This is a genomic window from Streptomyces sp. NBC_00525, assembly GCF_036346595.1.
In the GTDB taxonomy this organism is placed as follows: Bacteria; Actinomycetota; Actinomycetes; order Streptomycetales; family Streptomycetaceae; genus Streptomyces.
Window position 1 is genome coordinate 2,234,570 of record NZ_CP107834.1, and the last position, 16,449, is coordinate 2,251,018.

Genomic DNA, 16,449 nt, shown 5'->3' on the forward strand with positions numbered 1-16,449 from the left:
CGCAGCCCCCGCGCCTCAGTCCCTGAGCAGGTCCGGCACCCCGTCCGCGTCCGGCAGGTCCCGCTCCTGCGAGACCACCGTGAGCCGCTGCGTCGCCCGGGTCAGCGCCACGTACAGCACCCGCAGCCCGGCCGGCGACTCGTCCGCGATCTCGGCCGGCGAGACCACCACCGTCGCGTCGTACTCCAGCCCCTTCGCCTCCAGGCTGCCCAGCGCCACCACCCGCTCGCCCAGCTCCGCCAGCCACTCGCGGGCCTGCGCGCGCCGGTTCATCGCCACGACCACGCCGACCGTGCCGTCCACCTCGGCCAGCAGCCGCCGCGCCTCCGCGCGCACCGCGGCGGCCGGGTCGCCGTCCCGGACGGTCTCGAAGCGCGGCACCAGACCCGTGGAGCGGACCGCCGCCGGGGCCTCCATGCCGGGCATCGCCAGGGCCAGCACCTTCGCGGCCAGCTCCGCGATCTCGGCCGGGTTGCGGTAGTTGACGGTCAGCGTGAAGGTGCGGCGCGGGCGGCTGCCCAGGGCCTCGTCACGGGCGGCCGCCGCCTCGTCCGGGTCGGACCAGGAGGACTGCGCCGGGTCGCCGACGACCGTCCAGGTGGCGTGCCGGCCGCGCCGGCCGACCATCCGCCACTGCATGGGCGTGAGGTCCTGCGCCTCGTCCACGATGACGTGGGCGTACTCGGTGCGCTCGGCGGCCAGCCGTTCGGCCCGCTCCCACTGGGTCTCCTCGCGCCGGGGCATCAGCTCCTCCAGGCCGGTGAGCTGGTCCAGCGGGTCCACCTCGCGCTTGCGCCTGGGGCGGCTCGGGGTGCCGAGCAGCGTGTGCAGCTCGTCCAGGAGCGCCACGTCGTGCACGGACAGCGGCCCCCGGCCCGCCTCGTCCAGCCGCTTGAGGGAGCGGGCGAGCCGGCGCACCTCGCCCTGGTTGAGCGTGCGCCGCGCCCACCGGGCGAGCCGCTTCTCGTCGGCCATCGCGGCGAGCACCCCGCGCGGGGTCAGCTCGGGCCACCAGGCGTCCAGGAACTCGATGAACGGGGTCTCCGTCGACACGTCCTCGTCGAACGAGGTGCGCAGCTCCGCCACCAGCTCCGGGTCGGTGTAGCGGCCCCGGCCCGAGGAGCGGTTCCACAGCGCGTCCAGCAGCAGCCTGCGGGCGCGCGGGCGCAGCAGGTTGACCGGGGCGGTGCCGCTGAGGACGTTGTTGCGGATGCGCCGCAGCTCCTCCTCCTGGAGCTCGATCCGGCCGCCGAAGGCCACCACCCGCAGCCGGGTGGGCGTGCCGGCGGGGCGCGGGGCCTCCTCGGTCTCGCCGAACTCCAGCTGTCCCCCGGCGGGCGCGGCGGGCCGGGGCTGCTCCAGGGCGCCACGGGCGGCCTTGCGGAGCACGGGGAGCATCCGCGAGGAGCCCTTGATCCGGGCGACGGCAGGTTCGTCGTACACGGTGGCGCCCTCGGGGCCCGCCGCGTCGTCGGAGAGCGAGCCGACCGCGCGGATGGCGACCTGGCCCTCCTCGCCGAGCGAGGGCAGCACGCCCTCGGTGTACGCCACCAGGAGCGGCGTCGGCGAGACGACGAGGATGCCGCCCGCGTAGCGCCGCCGGTCCTGGTAGAGGAGGTAGGCGGCCCGGTGCAGGGCGACCGCGGTCTTGCCGGTGCCGGGGCCGCCGGAGACCTCGGTGACGGAGGCGGCGGGCGCCCGGATGACCAGGTCCTGTTCGGCCTGGATGGAGGAGACGATGTCCCGCATGGTGTGGCTGCGGGCCTGTCCGAGCGCGGCCATCAGGGCGCCGTCGCCGATGACCGGCAGCTTCTCGCCGCCCAGGTACGCGGTCAGCTCGGGCCGCATCAGGTCGTCCTCGACGCCGAGGACCCGGCGGCCCTTGGAGCGGATGACGCGGCGGCGGACCACCCGGCCCGGTTCCTTGGGCGTGGAGCGGTAGAACGGGGCGGCGGCCGGGGCCCGCCAGTCGATGACGAGCGGGGCGTAGTCGGCGTCGAGGACTCCGATGCGGCCGATGTGCAGTGTCTCGGCGATGTCGGCGGTGCCGTCCTCGCGCACGACGTCGTCGGCGGGCTCGACGGAGGTGTAGGCGCCGTCCGGGCCGCGTTCGCCGTCCTTGCCGAGCAGCAGGTCGATCCTCCCGAAGAGGAAGTCCTCGAACTCGCTGTTCAGCCGGTTGAGGTGGATTCCGGCGCGGAAGACCTGGGCGTCGCGCTCCGCGAGCGCCCCCGGTGTCCCGACCTGGCCGCGTTTCGCGGCGTCCTCCATGAGGAATTCCGCCTCGTGGATCTTCTCCTCGAGACGCTCGTACACCCGGTCGAGATGTTCCTGCTCGACACCGATTTCCCGGTCCCGCAACGAATCGACAGCGGCATCCTGCGCGGCCACCGAGGCCCCCTTCTGACGTGCACTGGGCAGCCGTCAACCCTATGCGACGGGGGGCCGGGACGCACCCGCACCCACCCGCTTCGGCGCGTGCCGGGATATCGATTGCGTGACGGTGGCGCGCGGTCCCGGTCCACACCGGCCCTCTTCGTACGATGAGCGGATGAACGCCCATGTGTGCGACGGCCCTCCGCCGGCCGGTTCCCTGGTGCTCCGGCCCTGGTGCCCGGACGATCTGGAGGCGCTGCTCGACGCGTACCGCGACCCCGCCGTGCAGGCCGGTTCGCGGGCACCGGTGGCGGACGAGGAGGCGGCCGGAATCTGGCTGCGGGCCCAGGAGGAGGGCCGGGCGGCCGGGCTGCGGCACAGCTTCGCGGTGCTGGACCGGACGCTCGGGGACGCCCCGGTGGGCAATGTGGCCCTCTTCTTCGCGGAGCCGGGCGCGCCCGTGGGCGAGGTGGGGTACTGGACCGTGGCGTCCGCGCGGGGCCGGGGCATCGCGCCGCGCGCCCTGGACGCGCTGACCGGCTGGGCGTTCGGGAGGTTCGCCGGGGCCGGCCTCGTACGCCTGGAACTCCTGCACCGGGTGGACAACGCGGCCTCGTGCCGGGTCGCGGAGAAGACCGGCTACGCCCTGGCCGAGGTGCTGCCCCCGTCCGTGCTGTGGCCGCGCGAGGGCCACCGGCACACCCGTACCGCGCAACGCGCCTAGGACGGGCTCGGGTCTCCGGTCACCGGGCCGTCGTGCAGGATGCGCTGGAAGAGGCGGTGGTCGCGCCACGCGCCGTCGATGTGCAGATAGCGCGGCGCCAGGCCGAACTCCTCGAACCCGCACTTGGCGAGCACCCGCTGGGACGCGGCGTTGGCGAGCACCGTGCCCGCCTCGACCCGGTGCAGCCGCAGCTCGTCGCGGGCCAGCTCGCAGACCGTGCGCACCGCCGCCGTGGCCAGGCCCCGGCCCGCGTACGCCACGTCCACCCAGTAGCCCAGAATGGCGCTGCGGAACGAGCCCCGCGCGATCCCGTTGAGGTTGACGGCGCCCACCACCCGGTCGTCGGCGTCGCCCAGCACCCAGGGCATCACCCGCCCCGCCTCCCGGTCCGCGAGCAGCGCGGCCAGCCGTTCGCGCTGGCCCTCCTCGGTGTAGTAGGACTCGGGCCGCACGGGCTCCCAGGGCTTCATGTACGCACGGCTGCGGGTGAGCGCCTCGGCGAACGAGGCGGCGTCGGCCACCGCGGCGGGCCGCAGCCGTACCCCCGCGCCGAGCGGACGGATTGCGTCGGTCATGTCCGGCACGCTATCCGGCCCGGCGCGTCCCTGGACGCTCGCGTAGGTGGACGCGCGCCCGGACGATGGAGCGGCCCCGGCCGCGCCGCTTCACTGAAGCCATGACCACCAACCGGGCCGACCGGCCGACCCCCGTCTCCCACCGCCTCGTCCTCGGCGCCGCCGCCGTCACCACGGGACTGATGGCCGGCACCTTCTTCGTGTTCTCCTGCGCGGTGATGCCGGCGCTCGGGCGCAGCGACGACCGGACCTTCATCGAGGTGATGCGGAACATCAACGACGTCATCGAGAACCCGGTCTTCTTCGCCGGGTTCTTCGGCGCCCTGGTGCTGACCGCCGTCGCCCTCTGGCAGCACCGCCGCTCGCCGGGCCCGCGCGGCCTGCTCGTCGCCGCGCTGGTGGTGTACGCGGCCGCGTTCCTGCTCACCTCGGGGGTCAACGTGCCCCTGAACAACGCGCTCGCGGACGCCGGTGACCCGGCGCGCCTCGCCGATCCGGCGGCGGTGCGGGACCGGTTCGAGGACGCCTGGAACGGGTGGAACGCGGTGCGCGCGGTCCTGTGCACCGCCGCGCTGGCGCTCCTGCTGGCCGTCCCGTACGCGGGTGCGCGCCGGCGTACGCGGATGGGCAGCGCGCGCCCGGCCGGTCAGGCGCCGCTGCCTGCGGTGTCGCCGGTGTCCGGTTCCGGGTCGAGCGCCAGCCGGTAGCCGCGCTTGACGACGGTCTGGATGAGCCGGGGCGCGCCGAGCGCGGTGCGCAGCCGGGCCATGGCCGTCTCGACGGCGTGCTCGTCGGTGCCGCTGCCGGGCAGGGCGCCCAGCAGGTCGGCGCGGGAGACCACCCAGCCGGGCCGCCGGGCCAGCGCGTGCAGCAGGGCCATCCCGGCCGGCGGCACCGTACGCAGTTCGTCGTCGACCAGGACGGCGTGGCCCCTGATCTCGACCCGGTGTCCGGAGACGGGCAGCGTACGGGCGCGGGCGGGCAGTTCGCGGCAGAGGAGCTGGACGAGCGGGCCGAGCCGGAAGCGCTCCGGCTGCACGGTGTCGATGCCCCGGGCGCGCAGCGGCACGGCGGTGACCGGTCCGACGCAGGCGGGCACGACGTCGCCGCGCAGCGCCGTGACGACGTCCTCCAGCAGCCCGCGATCCCTGGCGCGGCCGAGCAGCGAGACCGCGGCGGGGGCGCTGGTGAAGGTGAGCGCGTCCAGGGCGCGGGCGGCGGTCAGGTCGATGAGCCGGTCGAGGGGCGCGAGGTCCTCCGGCGGCATCCAGCGGTAGACGGGCACGCCGATCACCTCGGCGCCGGCCTCCGTCAGCGACTCGACGAAGCCGGGGAGGGGTTCGCCGTGCAGCTGGAGCGCGACGCGCCGGCCGCGTACGCCCCGGTCCAGCAGCCGTTCCTGGACCTCGGCCATGGATTCGGAGGCCGGGGACCACGTCTCGGTGAGTCCGGCGGCGCGGACGGCGCCCTTCACCTTGGGCCCGCGGGCCAGGAGTTCGGCCGTGCCCAGGGTGGCCAGGAGCCGGTCGCCGATGCCCCAGCCGTCGGCCGCCTCGATCCAGCCCCGGAAGCCGATCGCGGTGGTGGCGACGACCACGTCGGGCGTCTCGGCGATCAGCCGCTCGGTGGCGGCGAGCAGTTCGCCGTCGTCGGCGAGCGGCACGATCCGCAGGGCGGGGGCGTGCACCACGGTGGCGCCCCGGCGCCGCAGCAGTGTGCCCAGCTCCTCCGCCCGGCGTGCGGCGGTGACACCGACCGTGAAGCCCGCGAGGGGCTCGTGCTGTGCGTCGTCGTGCATGGGGTCCACCCGGCTCTCGTCCCGCTGGTGCTCGTTGCTGCGGAGGACCGAGCCTGCCAACGCCGCGTGACAGGCCCGGTTCAGCCGTATTTCCCGCTCGTTACGTCGCGGGGCGGCCCGTGCGCGCTCACACCTCGGCGTAGCCGAGTTGCGGCTTCGCCGGTACGGGCGCGGCACGACGAAGGTATACCGCCCAGGTGAGGGCGGAGCACACCGCGTAGAAGGCGAGGAAGGACCAGAAGGCGGCGGTGCCCGTGCCCGAGGTGCCGAAGGACTGCCGGAACGCCAGGTTGACGGCGAGTCCGCCGAGCGCGCCCACCGCGCCGATCAGCCCCATGGCCGCGCCGGACAGCCGCCGCCCGTGGGCCGCCGCCGCCTCGCCGCGCAGCCCGCGGGCGACGGCCCGCGCGTGGAAGATCCCCGGAATCATCTTGTACGTCGAGCCGTTGCCGAGCCCGGACAGGGCGAACAGGGCGGTGAAGCCGGTGAGGAACAGGGGGAGCGAGCCGGTCCGGGAGGCGTATACGACGACGCCGGTCGCGGCGGCCATGGCGGCGAAGTCGGCGAGGGTGATGCGGGCCCCGCCGTACCGGTCGGCGAGCCATCCGCCGAGGGGGCGGATCAGGGAGCCGAGCAGCGGGCCGATGAAGGTGAGCGAGGCGGCCTGGAGCGGGGTGCGGCCGAACTGGGTCTGGAGGACGAGCCCGAAGGCGAAGCTGTAGCCGATGAAGGAGCCGAAGGTGCCGGTGTAGAGGACGGCCATGATCCAGGTGTGCGGGTCGCGCGCGGCCTCCTCGGCGGCGCCGGTGTCGTTGCGTACGGGCGCCAGGTTGTCCATGTGGCGCGCGGCGCATCCGGCGGCCAGCAGGATCAGCGGCAGGTAGGCGGCGAGCACGATCCTGGGGTGCGCGGCGCCGGCCGTCCCGATGACCAGGAGCCCGGCCAGCTGCACCACGGGGACGCCGATGTTGCCGCCGCCCGCGTTGAGCCCGAGCGCCCAGCCCTTTCTGCGGAGCGGGAAGAAGGCGTTGATGTTGGTCATCGAGGAGGCGAAGTTCCCGCCGCCGACGCCGGTCAGCGCGGAGACGGCGAGGAAGGTCCCGTACGAGGTGCCGGGCTCCATCACGAGGAGGGCGGCGCTCACCGGCACCAGCAGGGTGAGCGTGCTGAACACCGTCCAGTTCCGGCCGCCGAACCGGGCCACGGCGAAGGTGTACGGGACGCGGGCGAGGGCGCCGACGAGGGTGGCGGTGGAGATGAGGAAGAACTTCCCGGCCGGGTCGATCCCGTACTCGGGTCCCATGAACAGCACCATCACCGACCACAGGGTCCACACGGAGAAGCCGATGTGCTCGGACAGGACGGAGAACCAGAGGTTGCGGTGGGCCGTGCGCTCACCGGTCTCGCGCCAGAAGGTCTCGTCCTCCGGGTCCCAGTGCTCGATCCAACGGCCTGCCATGGCGCGCCTCCAGGGATGCTCGGGGGTGTTGTCCGGACCCTAAGCAGCGCACGTTTCGGTGCCGTGCCGCTCAAGGTGACCTCGAAGCAACCTGGCGCTCACCGGGCCGGGGGCGGCCCGGTGAGCGGGGCGGTCAGGTGCGGGCGGCGCGGGTGGTGCCGTTGGGCCAGAGCCTGGGGCGCCGCTTGGCGGCCAGGTCCTCGACCCAGCCGACGGCGAGGATCATCAGCCCGATCAGCGGCCAGACGACGATCAGCGCGAGGGCGTTGTCGGCCCGGTCGATGTAGGTGCCGAGGTGGTCGCCGACCCAGGGCACGTCCCAGAGCAGATCGATGATCGGGAAGGTGGCCATCAGCAGCAGGTTGTGCCAGAGGTAGATGGTCACCGCCCGGTTGTTGGCGAGGGTGATCAGGGTGTCCCAGCCCGCCAGCCGGGGCGGCAGCGTCCGCCAGGAGGGCGCGTACTGGAGCAGGATCATGCAGAAGCCGAGCGACCAGGTGGCCTGGGCGAGCGGGATCTCGTCGAGGTTCCAGCCCTCCTCGGTGAGGTGGTGCGCGCCCCACCACAGGGCGAAGGCCATGAGCATCGCGGCCAGCGAGACCGCGAGGTAGCGCGGAACGGTCTTCAGCAGCCCGTCGTGGTGCGCGAAGCCGAGAATCCAGCAGGAGCCGAACACCGCGAAGTCGACCAGGCCCTCCCCGGCCGAACCGGGCACGGTGACGAGCCCGGTGCCGATGACGGCGGTGAGGCCGATCGGGGCGAGCAAGGTCACCCAGGGCAGCTTCCGGAACGCCTTGAGCAGCAGCGGGGAGGCCAGGACGAACCACAGATAGGCGCGGATGTACCAGAGCGGCCCTATGGCCTGCTCGGCCCAGGAGGTCTCCAGCCAGCCGCCCTCGGAGCCGTTCTCCCAGGGGAAGGGCGGGGTGCCGATCGGGAGGAGGTAGCAGCCCAGCTTGAGGAACCACCAGATGCCCTCCTCGCGCACCGGCTTCCAGCCGAGCAGGAAGACCGTGGGCACGACGACGGCGGCGAACGCCCACATCGGCGGCAGCAGCCTGCGGACGCGGGAGCGGATGACGCTCCACGCGGGACGGGCCAGCGAGCGCGCCATCAGCGATCCGGCCAGCGCGAACATGACGCCCATGGACGGGAAGATCACGGTCAGCCAGGCCCAGCCGAAGAGGTGGAAGATCACTACCCGGACCAGGGCGACGGCGCGCAGCAGATCGAGATAGCGGTCCCGGCCGGAACCGGCGGGCGCGGGGGCAGGGGCGGGTTCGGCGGGGGCGGGCGCGGTGACGGGGGCGGGCTCGGTGACGGGGGCGGCGGGGCGTACCGCGCGCAGCGCCATCGTCCGCTCGTTCCCGTGCGGCTCTCCGTACGGCCGCTGTGTGTGCGTCATGCGACGGGCCTCCGGTCGTGGGCGGGTCCGCGCTGGGCCTGTGTCGCGCCGGGCGCCTCGACGACGACCCCGGTGCGGCGCAGCTTCTGCCAGCGCAGCCGGCCGCCGGTGAGCGCGGTGATCCAGGACTGGAGCAGGACGACGTACATGAGCTGCCGGTACAGGACCTGCTGGAGGGGCAGCGAGAGCAGATGCGTCATGCGTTCCCGGTCGAGCCGGAAGGCGTACGCGGCGCACACGGCCTGGACCGCGAGGACGCCGAGCCAGGCGACGACGGTCTTCTCGGTGGGCCCGAAGACGAGCCCGTACAGCAGGAAGACGTCGATGAGCGGGGCGAGCAGCGGGGCGACGACCATGAACAGCGAGACGAATGGCAGCCCGACGCGCCCGAACCGGCCGGAGGGCCCGCGCTCGATGACCGCGCGGCGGTGCTTCCAGATGGCCTGCATCGTGCCGTACGACCAGCGGTAGCGCTGGGACCAGAGCTGCTGGACGGTCTCCGGCGCCTCGGTCCAGGCGCGGGCGTTCTCCGCGTAGACGACGCGCCAGCCGTCCCGGTGCAGGGCCATCGTGACGTCGGTGTCCTCGGCGAGGGTGTCCTCGCTGATGCCGCCGACCCGCTCCAGCGCCTCGCGCCGGAACGCCCCGACCGCGCCGGGGATGGTGGGCATGCAGCGCAGCACGTCGTACATGCGGCGGTCGAGGTTGAAGCCCATCACGTACTCGATGTGCTGCCAGGCGCCGATGAGCGAGTCGCGGTTGCCGACCTTGGCGTTGCCGGCGACGGCCCCGACGCGCGGGTCGCCGAAGGGCTGGACCAGCTCGCGGACGGTGGACGGCTCGAAGACCGTGTCGCCGTCCATCATGACGATGATGTCGTTGCGGGCGTGCGCGATGCCGTTGTTCAGGGCGGCGGGCTTGCCCGCGTTGCGCTGGCGCACCACCCGGACGTTGGGCAGCCGCATCCGCTGGACGATGTCCGCGGTGCCGTCCGTGGAGCCGTCGTCGATCACGATGACTTCGACCGGATAGTCGCTTGCCAGCAGCGAGCGCACCGTGTTCGCGATGCACTTCTTCTCGTTGTACGCGGGCACCAGGACGGTCACCGTACGGGTGACGGGCTCGCCCCATTCGAAGTCGCGTCTGCGGACCCGGCGGGCGTGGACGAAGGAGAGCACCAGCATCAGCCCGAAGCGGGCGAAGACCAGCACGCCGATGACGGCGAGCCCGGCGACCATCACATCGGTGAGGTGCTCCGAGACGCCCACGGCGTAGACGAACGCCTTGCCCTTCCACAGATCGAAACCGGTCACCCGGGTGTGCGCGCTGGGGGCGCCGAGCGCGTCGGTGAGGTTGGTGAACTCGTAGCCCCGCTCCTGCATCTGCGGCAGGAACTTCCCCAGGGCGGTGACGGTCTGCGACCGGTCGCCCCCGGAGTCGTGCATCAGGATGATGGCGCCCTTGCCGTGCTTGGGCGTGGCCCGCTCGATGATCGCGTCGACACCTGGCCGCTTCCAGTCCTCGCTGTCGGTGTTGTTGACGACGGTGAGGTAGCCGCGGCTGCCGATGTACTGGGTGACCGGCCAGGACGCGTTGTCCATGGCGTCGGCGAAGGAGGAGTAGGGCGGCCGGAACAGCGAGGTGCGGATGCCGGCCGCTCCGGCGAGCACCAGCTGGTTCTGGGACAGCTCCCAGTCGATGCGGCCGGGTGACTGGTACGACAGGTCGGGGTGGTTGAAGGTGTGCAGCCCGACCTCGTGCCCCTCGTCGACCATGCGCCGCACCAGGTCCGGATAGCGCGAGGCCATGGTGCCGGTGACGAAGAAGACGCCGTGCGCGTCGTACTTCTTCAGCTCGTCCAGCACCTTGGGCGTCCACTCCGGGTCCGGCCCGTCGTCGAAGGTCAGCACGATGCGGTGGTTCGGGATGCGCAGGCTCTTCGCGGCCTCGGTGGTGCTGCGGGCGTCGATGACCGGCCCGCCCTCCAGGACCCGCTCGGGCACCCGGTCGGTCGCGACCGGCGGGCGGACGCGGTGATCGGCGAGGATTTCGCTGTGCACATAGCCACGCAGCATCAGCATGGCGAGCAGGGCAACGAGGAACAGCAGCGGCAGCATGTAGCGCATGGGAAGTCTGCGCCGGCGGGTCTGCTTCTTCCTGTGGGTGTTGCGCCTGCCCCGTGGGGCAGGATTGGTCATCTACTCGACGCCTTCTTGTCCTTGCGCGGGGTCTGTGGAATCGCCGCCGGGGTCCGGGGACACCGGCGCGGTGCCGTCGTCACCGGCGGGGGCCGTCGTCTCCTGCTGCTGCTCCTGCCCGGAGAGCGGGAGGAAGGGGGCGCTGGAGTTGCCGCCGAGCACGGCCACGACGAGGGTCACCGCGTAACAGACGCAGACCGCGGCCAGGACCCAGCCGAAACGTCTCAGCGTCTTGCCGCGCCGGCCGCTCTCGTCCACGAAGACGGGGCCGTCGGAGCCTTCCGGAGCGGTGGGTTCCGGCAGCAGCTCGGAGAGCTGCCGTCCGATTCCGTCCAGCTGGATGGTGACTTCGTTCGGCTCGTGTGTGTGCCCCGCACGGGCACCTTCACGCCAAGTTTCCACTGTTGTACGCACTTCCCCCACTCAGGAACGGGTGCGCGCAACTGACCGGTCGTACGTCGCGCCGGACGGGCCCCCACCCTGTCCACGCGCCCCCTACCACAGTGCACCCGGTCCATGAATGTAGCGCACGCCGGGACGCTTCGAACCCGCCGGGAGCCGTTGTTCATGATGAGAGATACATCTGTTTTCGAACCGTGCTGCGCCTGCTGCCTCCTACGAGTGAGCGCCCGAAGCACAGCGTAGGCGCACGCCCCGGCGCGCACTCCCCCGCGCCCCCTCGCGGAGCACGAACCGGGGCCAGGAAACGGGGCCGGGAAACGCGAGGACCCCGCTGCCGGTGGCAACGGGGTCCTCGTTCACATGGGAATTGTGGAGATGGCGGGAATCGAACCCGCGTCCAACGGTGCGGAACCAGGGCTTCTCCGAGTGCAGTCCGCTACGCTTTTCTCGGCCTCGGAGGTCACGCGGACAAGCCTCCGACAGGCCCAGTCACTGTTTGATTTCCTTCTGCGACCCGTGACCGGACGCAGAAGTTTAGATCCCTGAATGATGCCAGGGTCCGGGTCGGGATCACCCCCGGGCTGACACTCCGCAGAGTCTTCGCTAGCTGCTAATTAGGCAGCGAGGGCGAAGGCGGAGGAATCGCGCTTGGAATTGGCGATTATTGGTTGCGACATATGGTTTACGAGATCATTGCCGCTTCCTCGACTCGCTTCCCCTGCTTCGACATCCGCTGTCGAAACCGATCATCCCCATGTTGATTTTTCAAGGTGGTGCGCACACCCTCCGTGGGGTGTGGTGCCCATCGTACGTGACCAACGCACGACGATGCCAGCGTATTCCTGGTCAGGCGCTCCGCTGGCGGCGGCGGGCCGCCGCGATCGCGCGGTTCGTCTCCCTCGTGTCCTGCTTCTCGCGCAGCGTCTGCCGCTTGTCGTACTCCTTCTTGCCCTTGGCGAGCGCGATCTCCGCCTTGACCCGGCCGTTCACGAAGTACAGCGAGAGCGGCACGATCGTGTGACCGGTCTCCTGGGACTTCGACTCCAGCTTGTCGATCTCGGCGCGGTGCATCAGCAGCTTGCGCTTGCGCTTGGCGGAGTGGTTGGTCCAGGTGCCCTGCACGTACTCCGGGACGTGCACGTTGTGCAGCCACGCCTCGCCGCCGTCGATCTGGACGAAGCCGTCGACCAGCGACGCCCGGCCCATCCGCAGCGATTTGACCTCGGTCCCCATGAGCACGAGCCCGCACTCGTAGGTGTCGAGGATGGTGTAGTCGTGGCGCGCCTTCTTGTTCTGCGCGATGAGCTTGCGCCCGGTGTCCTTTTCCTTAGCCATAGTGCGGCCATTTTCGCACTACGAACCGCCCCCGAGGCCACTCAATACCGTCTCGGCCCGTTCCCGGGCCCGCGAGGTCACCACGAGGTCCGGGGTGATGCCCTTGCCGTCCACGCCGTGACCCGCCGGTGTCCGGTAGTGGCCCACGGTCAGCTCGGCGACCGAACCGCCCGCGAGCCGGCTCGGCATCTGCACGGAACCCTTGCCGAAGGTCCGCGAACCGACCGTGACCGCCCGGCCCCGGTCCTGGAGCGCCCCGGTGACCAGCTCGGCCGCGCTCATCGTGCCGCCGTCCACCAGGACCACCACCGGCCGCCCGGTGTCGCCGCCCGCCTCCGCGTACAGGGCCCGCTGCTCGCCGTGCACGTCGTACGTGGCGACCAGGCCGCCGTCCAGGAAGGCGGAGGCCGCCGTGACCGCCTCGGTGACCAGTCCGCCCGCGTTGCCGCGCAGGTCCAGCAGGACCCCGGCACCCGGCGGCGCCTGCCGGACCGCCTCGCGCACGGCGTCCCCGGAGCCCTTGGTGAACGAGCCGACCTCGATCCGGACCGCGCCGGACGGGCCCGAGCGCTCCGCCGCTACCGGCCGCACGGTCACCGACTCGACGGCGAGGCGGGCCCGGCGCAGCGTCTCGGTCCGGGTGACGGCCCCCCGGCGCACCCCCAGGCGCACCGTGCTGCCCGCCTTCGCGCCGCTCCGGTCGCCGCGCAGCAGGGCCACCACGTCGGAGACCGGCATCCGGTCCACGCGGCGGCCGTCCACGGTGCGCAGCAGGTCGCCGGGGCGGATGCCCGCGCGGTCGGCGGGGCTGCCGGGCTGGACGCGGGCGACGGCGACCTGGCCGTCCGCGGAGCGCCGGGCGGCGAGCCCGACGCCGGTGTAGCTGCCGTCGAGGGCCTGCTCGAACTCCTGGTACTCGCGCTGGTCGTACACGGCGCCCCAGCGGTCGCCGCTGCGACTGACGGCCTCCTCGGCCGCCTCCGTACCGGACTTGCCGTCGGCGACCGCGTCGGCGGCGGCCTCGGCGACCGCGTCACGGTCGGCGGCGGCGGCGACGGACCGGGTGTGCACCCGGGGCTCCCGCTGCTCGCCGCGGGGCAGCGCGCCCGTCGCGGCCCCGGTGGCGAGGACGCCGGCGAAGACCAGCGTCAGGGCCGCCCCGCGGCGCAGACCGCGGGGCCCGACGCGACATTCGGGGTCCGACATGGCGCCGAGTCTAGGACAACGCCTCTGGGGCGCATGGGACGTTGTCCGTGCGCCTCACAGGGCGCACATCACACCTTCAGGTACTTGCGCAGTGCGAAGAGAGCCGCAACGGCGGGCATCAGCAGGCCGATCGCCAGCACCAGCGGCAGCTTGGTGAGGACCGCGTCCCAGCCGATGAAGTCGATCAGGTTGAGCTTGTCCTTGAGCGCGAGGCCGCCGTCGATCAGGAAGTAGCGCCCGGCCAGCAGCATCACGCAGGCCAGCACCCCGCCGATGAGACCGGCGAAGGCCGCCTCCATGATGAACGGCGCCTGGATGTAGAAGCCGGAGGCGCCGACGAGCCGCATGATCCCGGTCTCCCGGCGCCGGGAGAACGCGGAGACGCGCACGGTGTTGACGATCAGCATCAGCGCGATGACCAGCATCAGCGCCATCACGAAGAGCGCGGCGACGTTCATGCCGTTCATCAGTCCGAAGAGGTTGTCCAGGATGCTCCGCTGGTCCTGGACCGACTGGACCCCGTCGCGTCCGGCGAAGGCGGTGGCGACGACCTTGTACTTGGTCGGGTCGTGCAGCTTGACCCGGAAGGACTCGGGCATCTGGTCCGGCGTGATGTTGCCGGCCATCGGGGAGTCGCCGAACTCCTCCTGGTAGTGCTTGTACGCCTCGTCGGAGGACTCGTAGATGACCTTCTCCACGACGTCCATCTTCTTCAGATCGGCCTCGATCCGATCCTTCTGCTGCTTGGTGACCGCACCCTTGGCGCACTGGACCACCGTCTCCGCGTCGCCCTTGCCGCAGAGGTAGATGGAGACGTTGACCTTGTCGTACCAGTAGTCCTTCATCGTGCTGACCTGCTCGCGCATGAGCAGCGCGCCACCGAACAGGGCGAGCGAGAGGGCGACGGAGACGACGACGGCGAACGTCATCGTGAGGTTGCGACGGAGGCCGACGCCGATCTCCGACAGGACGAACTGGGCGCGCATGGCGTCCTTTCAGTGCTGGGTGCTCAGTGCTGGTAGCCGTAGACGCCGCGCGCCTGGTCGCGTACGAGACGGCCCTTCTCCAACTCGATGACGCGCTTGCGCATCTGGTCCACGATGTTCTGGTCGTGGGTCGCCATGATCACGGTGGTGCCGGTCCGGTTGATCCGGTCCAGCAGCTTCATGATGCCGACGGAGGTCTGCGGGTCGAGGTTGCCGGTCGGCTCGTCCGCGATCAGCAGCATGGGGCGGTTGACGAAGGCCCGTGCGATCGCCACGCGCTGCTGCTCACCACCGGACAGCTCGCCGGGCATCCGGTCCTCCTTGCCGCCGAGTCCGACGAGGTCGAGGACCTGCGGCACGGCCTTGCGGATCTCGCCGCGCGGCTTGCCGATCACTTCCTGGGCGAACGCCACGTTCTGCGCGACGGTCTTGTTGGGCAGCAGGCGGAAGTCCTGGAAGACGGTGCCCAGCTGGCGGCGCATGTGCGGCACCTTCCAGTTGGACATGCGCGCGAGGTCCTTGCCCAGGACGTGGACGGCCCCGGTGCTGGCGCGTTCCTCGCGCAGGATGAGCCGCATGAAGGTGGACTTGCCGGAGCCGGAGGAGCCCACCAGGAAGACGAACTCGCCCTTCTCGATGTCGAGCGACACATCCCGGAGAGCGGGGCGGCTCTGCCTCGGGTAGGTCTTGGAGACGTTGTCGAATCGGATCACGGATGCACCACGGTCGGCCGGGAGTAGGTGAGCGTGACCTTACGCGAACCGGGCTCGACCGTGCAGGCACGCGTACCGGGATGGGTGATTTACGGTGAATCGGCCCCGGTTCCGCGACGGTGCGGCGGCAGGGTGTCGCGGGGCCGTGACGGGCGGGACGGGCCGATCGGCGCGCGAGCTGGCACAGTGGTAGGGGAACGGTTGCGTTTCCGTGAGCGTTGTGCGGAGAGATTGCTTGTGCGGCTCCGCCGCGCGGGAGGAGGAAAGCGCATGACCTACGACCGACTGGTGTGCGCGAACTGCGCGGCGCCCGTCACCGAGGGCCGCTGCCCCGTGTGCCGGGCGAGCCGTGAGCGGATGCGGGAGCGGGAGCAGGGCCCCTTCGGCGGGCTGAACCCGGCCATGCTGGTCGCCCTGCTGGTGGTGCTCCTGGGCGCCCTTGCACTGCTGGCGCAGCAGGCCGGATAGCGCCCGCCCGGCCCGTACGTACGCACAGGGGCCCGGACCGCTCGTCGCGGTCCGGGCCCCTCGCGTCGTGGCGCGGCCGGGATCAGGCGGCCGTGCGGTTGCCGACCAGGCGCGGCAGGATGCGGAAGCCGATGCCGCCGGCGATCATCGTCGCGGCGCCGACCAGCAGGAACGTGGTCTCGGCCGCACCGGTCTCGGCGAGCTCGTCCTTGCCCTTGCCCTGCTCGACCGGCTGGTTGCCGACCGAGTCGGGGTCGGTGTTGTCGGTGCCGTCGTCACCGAAGGGGCCCGCCGGGGCGCTGTCGTCGGAGCCGGTGTCCGCCGTCCCGGTCGGGGTCGGGGTCGGGTCCGAGGGGTCGGTCGACTCGGACGGGCCCGAGGTCGGCTTCGCCGTCGGACTCGTCGGAGTCGTCGGCGTCGTCGGAGTCGTGGGCGTGGTCGGCGTCGTCGGAGTCGTCGGCGTCGTCGGCGTCGTGGGCGTGGTCGGCGTCGTCGGAGTCGTCGGCGTCGTCGGAGTCGTCGGCGTCGTCGGAGTGGTGGGCGTCGTCGGAGTCGTCGGCGTGGTGGGCGTCGTCGGCTCGCAGCGCGGGTCGAGCGGGTTGCACGGCTCGCCCTCGTCCTCGCCGTCGCCCTGGTCACCCGCGGTCTGGGCGCCGATCTCCACGCCCCCGACCTCGACGCCGATTCCGACCGCCTGGGCCGCCCCGGCCGCGGTCAGCGAGGCACCTGCGGCGATGACCGCGCCCGCCGCGATCCGCGCGACGCGTACGCGCGTCTTCTTCGTCATGTACTGCTACCCCCAGT

15 protein-coding genes and 1 other RNA gene are annotated in these 16,449 nt (G+C 72.1%); 3 read left to right on the forward strand and 13 right to left on the reverse strand.

Translation table 11 applies throughout. The annotated features are described in order from the left end of the window. Positions 1-15: 15 nt before the first annotated feature. Positions 16-2,391: a HelD family protein gene (locus OG710_RS09915; RefSeq protein WP_330238990.1), complete on the reverse strand. Its 2,376-nt coding sequence runs from the start codon at positions 2,389-2,391 to the stop codon at positions 16-18. 160 nt (positions 2,392-2,551) lie between these two features. Here OG710_RS09915 and OG710_RS09920 point away from each other — a divergent pair, with 160 nt between their 5' ends. Further along, positions 2,552-3,100 carry a GNAT family N-acetyltransferase gene (locus tag OG710_RS09920; RefSeq protein WP_330238991.1) on the forward strand — a complete coding sequence of 183 codons (549 nt, stop codon included), beginning with the start codon at positions 2,552-2,554 and terminating at the stop codon, positions 3,098-3,100. Here the strand turns inward: OG710_RS09920 and OG710_RS09925 are convergent. Continuing rightward, positions 3,097-3,675 (reverse strand): GNAT family N-acetyltransferase, encoded by a 579-nt coding sequence (locus OG710_RS09925; protein WP_330238992.1) that lies wholly within the window; start codon positions 3,673-3,675, stop codon positions 3,097-3,099. The two genes, OG710_RS09920 and OG710_RS09925, sit on opposite strands and share 4 nt — an antisense overlap. 101 nt (positions 3,676-3,776) lie before the next feature. On the opposite strand from OG710_RS09925, the gene OG710_RS09930 reads away from it, so the two are divergent. Continuing rightward, positions 3,777-4,382: an anthrone oxygenase family protein gene (locus tag OG710_RS09930; protein ID WP_330238993.1), complete on the forward strand. Its 606-nt coding sequence runs from the start codon at positions 3,777-3,779 to the stop codon at positions 4,380-4,382. On the opposite strand, the gene OG710_RS09935 is transcribed toward OG710_RS09930, so the two are convergent. The 10 genes from OG710_RS09935 to ftsE form a co-directional block, all read right to left on the reverse strand. After that, the gene (locus OG710_RS09935; protein WP_330238994.1) at positions 4,322-5,473 is read right to left on the reverse strand and encodes a uroporphyrinogen-III synthase; all 1,152 of its coding nucleotides are present in this window, start codon (positions 5,471-5,473) and stop codon (positions 4,322-4,324) included. The genes OG710_RS09930 and OG710_RS09935 overlap by 61 nt on opposite strands. A gap of 127 nt (positions 5,474-5,600) precedes the next feature. Further along, positions 5,601-6,932, reverse strand: coding sequence for a nitrate/nitrite transporter (locus OG710_RS09940; protein WP_330238995.1), 1,332 nt, complete (start codon positions 6,930-6,932; stop codon positions 5,601-5,603). A 133-nt stretch (positions 6,933-7,065) separates the two neighbouring features. Then, on the reverse strand, positions 7,066-8,337 hold the full coding sequence (locus OG710_RS09945; protein ID WP_330238996.1) for an acyltransferase family protein: 1,272 nt from the start codon (positions 8,335-8,337) through the stop codon (positions 7,066-7,068). Continuing rightward, a complete protein-coding gene (locus OG710_RS09950) occupies positions 8,334-10,463 on the reverse strand; it encodes a glycosyltransferase (RefSeq protein WP_443064324.1) in 2,130 nt (709 codons plus the stop codon). Before OG710_RS09950 ends, OG710_RS09945 begins: the two co-directional genes overlap by 4 nt. A 72-nt stretch (positions 10,464-10,535) precedes the next feature. Next, a complete protein-coding gene (locus OG710_RS09955; protein ID WP_330238998.1) occupies positions 10,536-10,937 on the reverse strand; it encodes a hypothetical protein in 402 nt (133 codons plus the stop codon). Positions 10,938-11,304: 367 nt separating this feature from the next. Beyond that, positions 11,305-11,691, reverse strand: a transfer-messenger RNA (tmRNA) gene (gene ssrA / locus OG710_RS09960). Between the two features lie 92 nt (positions 11,692-11,783). Continuing rightward, positions 11,784-12,272: an SsrA-binding protein SmpB gene (gene smpB, locus OG710_RS09965; protein WP_111330986.1), complete on the reverse strand. Its 489-nt coding sequence runs from the start codon at positions 12,270-12,272 to the stop codon at positions 11,784-11,786. 18 nt (positions 12,273-12,290) lie between these two features. After that, positions 12,291-13,478, reverse strand: coding sequence for a S41 family peptidase (locus OG710_RS09970; protein WP_330238999.1), 1,188 nt, complete (start codon positions 13,476-13,478; stop codon positions 12,291-12,293). A 68-nt stretch (positions 13,479-13,546) separates the two neighbouring features. Next, positions 13,547-14,464: a permease-like cell division protein FtsX gene (gene ftsX / locus OG710_RS09975; protein ID WP_330239000.1), complete on the reverse strand. Its 918-nt coding sequence runs from the start codon at positions 14,462-14,464 to the stop codon at positions 13,547-13,549. Between the two features lie 23 nt (positions 14,465-14,487). After that, entirely contained in the window at positions 14,488-15,177 is a 690-nt protein-coding gene (ftsE, locus tag OG710_RS09980; RefSeq protein ID WP_018555946.1) for a cell division ATP-binding protein FtsE, read from the reverse strand. A 270-nt stretch (positions 15,178-15,447) separates the two neighbouring features. Between ftsE and OG710_RS09985 the strand changes: the two genes are divergently transcribed. Further along, a complete protein-coding gene (locus OG710_RS09985; RefSeq protein ID WP_330239001.1) occupies positions 15,448-15,645 on the forward strand; it encodes a hypothetical protein in 198 nt (65 codons plus the stop codon). Positions 15,646-15,727: 82 nt separating this feature from the next. Here the strand turns inward: OG710_RS09985 and OG710_RS09990 are convergent, their stop codons facing one another. Beyond that, a complete protein-coding gene (locus tag OG710_RS09990; protein WP_330239002.1) occupies positions 15,728-16,432 on the reverse strand; it encodes an LPXTG cell wall anchor domain-containing protein in 705 nt (234 codons plus the stop codon). Positions 16,433-16,449 lie beyond the last annotated feature (17 nt).

Bases quoted from the DNA above. Each gene is read 5' to 3' on its own strand.
- OG710_RS09940 (WP_330238995.1), bottom strand. From the start codon at position 6,932: ATGGCAGGCCGTTGGATCGAGCACTGGGACCCGGAGGACGAGACCTTC.
- OG710_RS09985 (WP_330239001.1), top strand. From the start codon at position 15,448: ATGACCTACGACCGACTGGTGTGCGCGAACTGCGCGGCGCCCGTCACC.
- OG710_RS09945 (WP_330238996.1), bottom strand. From the start codon at position 8,337: ATGACGCACACACAGCGGCCGTACGGAGAGCCGCACGGGAACGAGCGG.
- OG710_RS09990 (WP_330239002.1), bottom strand. From the start codon at position 16,432: ATGACGAAGAAGACGCGCGTACGCGTCGCGCGGATCGCGGCGGGCGCG.
- OG710_RS09950 (WP_443064324.1), bottom strand. From the start codon at position 10,463: ATGCGCTACATGCTGCCGCTGCTGTTCCTCGTTGCCCTGCTCGCCATG.
- OG710_RS09930 (WP_330238993.1), top strand. From the start codon at position 3,777: ATGACCACCAACCGGGCCGACCGGCCGACCCCCGTCTCCCACCGCCTC.
- OG710_RS09920 (WP_330238991.1), top strand. From the start codon at position 2,552: ATGAACGCCCATGTGTGCGACGGCCCTCCGCCGGCCGGTTCCCTGGTG.
- smpB (WP_111330986.1), bottom strand. From the start codon at position 12,272: ATGGCTAAGGAAAAGGACACCGGGCGCAAGCTCATCGCGCAGAACAAG.
- OG710_RS09970 (WP_330238999.1), bottom strand. From the start codon at position 13,478: ATGTCGGACCCCGAATGTCGCGTCGGGCCCCGCGGTCTGCGCCGCGGG.
- OG710_RS09925 (WP_330238992.1), bottom strand. From the start codon at position 3,675: ATGACCGACGCAATCCGTCCGCTCGGCGCGGGGGTACGGCTGCGGCCC.
- ftsX (WP_330239000.1), bottom strand. From the start codon at position 14,464: ATGCGCGCCCAGTTCGTCCTGTCGGAGATCGGCGTCGGCCTCCGTCGC.
- OG710_RS09935 (WP_330238994.1), bottom strand. From the start codon at position 5,473: ATGCACGACGACGCACAGCACGAGCCCCTCGCGGGCTTCACGGTCGGT.